Source organism: Desulfuromonas sp. CSMB_57 (assembly GCF_020194955.2).
Lineage (GTDB): Bacteria > Desulfobacterota > Desulfuromonadia > Desulfuromonadales > Syntrophotaleaceae > JAFCIY02.
This window is the reverse complement of record NZ_JAFCIY020000082.1, coordinates 1-4250: the sequence shown is the minus strand read 5'-3', so window position 1 is coordinate 4250 and position 4250 is coordinate 1. Positions and strand designations below refer to the sequence as shown.

Here is a 4250-nt window from a genome sequence, read left to right as displayed (position 1 = left end):
CGGGGCTGGATTCACCGTACAGGGGACTTGCACCCCATAAGTTCACGCCCATGCCGGGCGTACACAATCGGCTGCACGGCGACCAATTTTCCGCCGCTTCGCGGCTCCAAACCGGCGCGTGAGCCGGACGTTGTGGATTTGAAGGCTACCAGCCTGATTAACAACCTAAAGAGCAAGAATTTGACAATCTAAAACAAAAGCAAATCTATGTGGACACCACTGGACATCAATGAACCTACAATAATTGAATATGATGGAGATTTACCCAGCCATATTTACCGTTATAGGCAACTTAGCAATGATTGCATTGATCGAATCATCGATTTCGAAATAATTGAAGAGGCAATCTATCTTGCTGGCTTAAAAGACTTGAATGACCCAGATGAGGGTAGATTTTTAGTAAAATTTAAAGGCACTGATAACGAATTATTCAATTTCTGGTGCAGGATAATTTCACATACGTATCCTTCAAAACCTCTCAAAGCTGTCGAAGCGCAGGCCAAAGCAAATATAGAAGAAACACGAAATTTAGGAAACCAAGTTCCAGAGAGAGTTGCAGCATATACGAAATATGTACTAGGACATGTCCTTCGTGTAGCATGCTTTACCACTAACCCTTTCAACTATTCAATGTGGGCCAACTATGGAAAATATAATGGTTGTGGCGGCCCTGTAGGTCATGGCGGCATATGTATTGAATATTTATGTGATAATGGTTGGCGAGGTCTGAATCTACATCCAGTTCAATACAGTGATGAAATCCCTGAAATTGATGCAGTTAACATGGACGAATCCAAATTGGTAAAAGCTATTTATATGAAAGCGAAAGAGTGGCAGAGCGAAGAAGAATGGCGAATTTTTTCGTTGCTTGATGTGATGCCACCATTCCCGCCGAATCTAACGACAAACAGTAAATATAGATTAGAAGGAAGCGTGAAAAGTGTGATATTCGGTATGGCAACACCAAAAGTAATGATATCGAAAATAATGGACCGTGTGAAAGCAAAAAAATCCAATATATTATTCAAACAAGTTGCCCAAAACCCAGTAACATTTGATCGATATTTACTCGATATTTCATAAAAAGCATAACAAACTTTATTGAGTAAATTCCACAACAAGTCATTCCAGCGGACCCGCAAACAGCGCGGTCCGCTGAATTCAACGTTAGCCGCTCATTGAGAGTGTCCTATGCTCGAAACAGAACAACTTCAGTACATCCTGGACAAGCAGCTTGGCTGGATCGCCTCCGCCGACTCACGCCTTTCTCTGGTGTTGCCGCTGTCGACAGCCATGTTAGGTGCTTTAGCTCTGTACGCCCCACAACCAAGCCAATGGACACTAATGGCAGGTATTCCAGCGGCTTTCGCGATTTTCTTCCTCGGCTTGAGCATAGTCTTCTGTGCCTGCGCTTCGTTCCCACGAACTAACGGCACCAAGGGCTCTCTAACGTTCTTTGAGGGAATCGTGTCTAGGGATCTTTCTCAATTTCGAGCTGCCGTTAAGGCAGCACAGAGCGCCGATCTGCAAGATGACCTCATTCAGCAATGCCATATCAACGCTCAGATTGCTTCAACGAAGTTCTCTTGGGTGAAGCGTGGAATGGCTTCTATGCTCATCGCGATGCTGCCGTGGGCTTTTGCCATCTATCAGTTTTATGGGATGACATATGGCTCTGTCTGACGACCTTACGCGAGACATCCAGACGTTTATCTCCACAGCGTGGGATAAGAGAGATGGTCGGAAAATTCCTTCGACGGACGAAGTTGCGCTCGCTGGCGGGGCTGTTGAAATTGAAGCAACTTTTCTGTATGCGGACCTAGCTGATTCATCAAAGATGGCCAAAGAGCTTGACAGGCGCATCGCTGCTAAGATCATCAAATCTTTTCTTTATTGCGCGTCTAAGCTAATAGTTGCTCGCGGAGGCAAGATCGTTAGCTTTGATGGTGATCGCGTTATGGGCGTATTCTATGGAGACGCCAAAAACAGTTCCGCTGCAAAGTGCGCATTACAGATAAAATGGGCGGTTGATAAGATACGGGAGAAGTTCGAGTCGAACTACGAATCTGTACGAAACGCCTCATTCAAGATCAGACACGGCGTTGGCGTTGATACCGGAACAGTCCTCGCCGTACGGGGCGGAGTTCGTGGCACCAATGACCTCATCTGGATTGGACGCGCACCAAACCTTGCGGCCAAAATGAGTGATCTTCGTGAGCACCCTTATAGCTCGTTTATTACCGCTGCTGTTTTCAACATGCTCACTGATAAGTCAAAATATGGTGGAGCCGAGAACAAACTAATGTGGGAGAGGCGCACATGGAACTTCCTGGGCGAGGCCCTGCACATCTATCGTTCCAGCTGGCACTGGAAGCCGTAAGTGGCTAACAATTCATTCAAGCCGACGCCGCTTCGCGGTGTGGCTTAATTCAGGCGTTAGCCTTTTGAGAATATAATGATCGATACTGGTCTTAAAGGAAAAGTTGCTCTTATAACCGGCGCCAACAGCGGTATAGGAGCGGTCATTGCTAAAGCACTGGCCGCGCAAGGGGCTATTACTGCCATCCATTACTTAGGTGCTGGCGAAGGTGACTGGCCCGGAGAACCGGCCTTGTATGCTGTTTCTGTTCGTCGGCTCATAGCTTTGCGCTCGGGTTTCCTTCGGACCCCTCCTCACGGAGACGCCCTTGCCGTCGGCTAGTACTTTCGTGACCCCGTCTCAAGACGGGGCTGGATTCACCGTACAGGGGACTTGCACCCCAAAAGTTCACGCCCATGCCGGGCGTACACAAGGCGTTTCACGCGGACTCGCTGAAGCTCGCCGGTGAACTAAACGTTATACAATAAATTGAGAGAAATTTAACCATGAGACTATTCGTTGAAGATAACGAGAAAAAAGAACGAGTATATTTAAAACAAACAGCGAGAACCAGATCCGAACTTGTCGAAAGAATTGGTTCCAGAACTCTCCGAGTAAATAATAAAATCTACTCAGTCAATGATGTGAAGGCAGCGCCAAGCGAAAATACTGCTGGAGCCATTGCGTTAGGTGGTGCCATTGGAGTCTTAGGTGGCGTGCCTGGTGTTATCATCGGTGGAGCTATTGGTGCTCTTTTTGGGAAAAGTTCCGACGATGAAGATAAGCAAAAAACCATCCAGTTTAATAGGAGCTGAAATGAAATCTCCGTCAAACATAAACTGGAAATTAGTCGGTGTATTCGTCTTCTTAATCGTGCTTTCAGCCCTTTATGTAAAAAACCAAGAAAATACAAAATCAATAATAAGAAACATTCTTGAATGGGACCTGTTGTCTATCACGCTCTGGCTGGGCATCCTGTGCTGTTTTTCAGTTCACTACTTATCAATTAGAAATGATACTTTCGACGACAATAGCCTAATTTTTAAGCATTTTGGGAAATTCGCAGATTCAATATTTGCGGTCGTGACCTACGGGCTTTCTGCTACTACATCATCGGCCCTGTTAAAGGGTGTGTATATACAGCAAGTTTTTGGAGACCAGATGTTCTTCAATAATTTCAGTGATATCGACATATATTCAATGCTGGTAGTCTGTCTTTTTTTGTTTGGTTATTCCCTATATGCAAGCGGAGTTGCTCTAAAGTCCGCATTATTAAAAACAAATTCTAAAAATGCGGAACCAGTAAAAACATAAAATCTGTATAACAATGCAATCAAGCGGATGGAAAATGGCTGGGTGCTTCCCGTAAAATAAATCTAGAATTTCGGTAGGTCACGCAAGTTCATAGGAGCAGTAGGTAGAGTAGAGAGCAGGTATTACCCTGCCCTCCCTCATCAAACCGTGCATGCAGTTTTCCCGCACACGGCTTTCCGATGTTCTTCACGACAAGGCATGCGCTTTCGTCCAACCCGCTGTCGTCGGCACTTTATACAGTCCGTATCTCCCATACAGGGTCCGGCTGCCGAAACGAAAATATCCGGTACCCCTATCTTTGATTTTGTGCCGCTTACGCAGATGGGTCCTGAGCCGTTCTTCAACATGATACTTGACGGCTTGGAGCGCCCGGCTGCAATTACGATAGTGAAAGTAGCCAACCCAGCCCCTCACGGTGGCGTTGACTTCTACCACTACAGTTTCAAGCGGTTTTACCGTTCTCGTTCTCCTCGTGAGCACGGTCACTCGATCTTTGATAATTTGCTGGAACAGTAGGGTCAGGACTTGATAACTTGAATATTCCGGATATCATTTTGCCATGGCACGAAAACCACGC

The 4250-nt window shown here is 46.0% G+C and carries 6 protein-coding genes; 5 read left to right on the top strand and 1 reads right to left on the bottom strand.

Annotation, left to right across the window (positions count from 1 at the left end; genetic code table 11):
* The first annotated feature begins 207 nt into the window (after positions 1-207).
* The 5 genes from JQN68_RS14340 (at position 208) to JQN68_RS14315 (ending at position 3673) form a co-directional block, all read left to right on the top strand.
* Complete coding sequence (locus tag JQN68_RS14340; RefSeq protein ID WP_225073874.1) at positions 208-1083, top strand: hypothetical protein; 876 nt, start codon at positions 208-210, stop codon at positions 1081-1083.
* Between the two features lie 108 nt (positions 1084-1191).
* On the top strand, positions 1192-1683 hold the full coding sequence (locus JQN68_RS14335; protein ID WP_225073875.1) for a Pycsar system effector family protein: 492 nt from the start codon (positions 1192-1194) through the stop codon (positions 1681-1683).
* Positions 1670-2380, top strand: coding sequence for an adenylate/guanylate cyclase domain-containing protein (locus tag JQN68_RS14330; protein ID WP_225073876.1), 711 nt, complete (start codon positions 1670-1672; stop codon positions 2378-2380). The genes JQN68_RS14335 and JQN68_RS14330 overlap by 14 nt, the downstream gene beginning before the upstream one ends.
* 485 nt (positions 2381-2865) lie before the next feature.
* Positions 2866-3174 (top strand): hypothetical protein, encoded by a 309-nt coding sequence (locus JQN68_RS14320; RefSeq protein ID WP_249621280.1) that lies wholly within the window; start codon positions 2866-2868, stop codon positions 3172-3174.
* Position 3175: 1 nt separating this feature from the next.
* Entirely contained in the window at positions 3176-3673 is a 498-nt protein-coding gene (locus JQN68_RS14315; protein ID WP_249621279.1) for a hypothetical protein, read from the top strand.
* Positions 3674-3859: 186 nt separating this feature from the next.
* Here JQN68_RS14315 and JQN68_RS14815 read toward each other — a convergent pair whose 3' ends face one another.
* Entirely contained in the window at positions 3860-4153 is a 294-nt protein-coding gene (locus tag JQN68_RS14815; protein ID WP_249621281.1) for a group II intron maturase-specific domain-containing protein, read from the bottom strand.
* Between the last annotated feature and the right edge of the window lie 97 nt (positions 4154-4250).